The 496-nt window shown below is 67.1% G+C and carries 1 pseudogene; it reads right to left on the reverse strand.

What is annotated here, in order from left to right:
* A pseudogene (locus EN964_RS36915) lies at positions 1–496 on the reverse strand (ABC transporter permease); the annotation flags it as partial.

Here is a 496-nt window from a genome sequence, read left to right on the forward strand (position 1 = left end):
CCCAGGCGCCTTCCGCCGGCACCTTCACCTTGTCGACATCGATACCGTTCAGCGCCATCACCCGGCCGCGCAGCATCGGCACCTTGGCCAGCACACCCTGCGGCGCCTCCTTGCCGATCAGCGCCGAGAACGACGCGACATCGGCGCTCTGGATGTCGACGAAGAAGAAGTTCGGCGCCCGTTCCGGCAGGCTGCCGGAGATCTGCCGCCTGAGATTGCCGTCGATCAGCGCCAGCGTCACCAGCAGCGTCAGGCCGAGCCCCAAGGACAGCACCACCGATGGCGTCAGCGCGCCTGGCCGATGGATGTTGCCGATAGCGAGCCTGAGCGCCACGAAGCGCACGCGCGGGCTCTTCCTGGCCGCCCATTGCACCAGTGCGCAGACCACGCGCAGCACCAGGAAGGCGAAGACGGTAGCGCCGACAAAGATCGAGGCGATGCGCTGGTCGCCGGAAAACAGAATGGCCAGCGCCGCCAGCAACAGCGCGATGCCTAT

The organism is Mesorhizobium sp. M7A.F.Ca.CA.001.10.2.1 (assembly GCF_003998575.1).
Classification (GTDB): domain Bacteria; phylum Pseudomonadota; class Alphaproteobacteria; order Rhizobiales; family Rhizobiaceae; genus Mesorhizobium.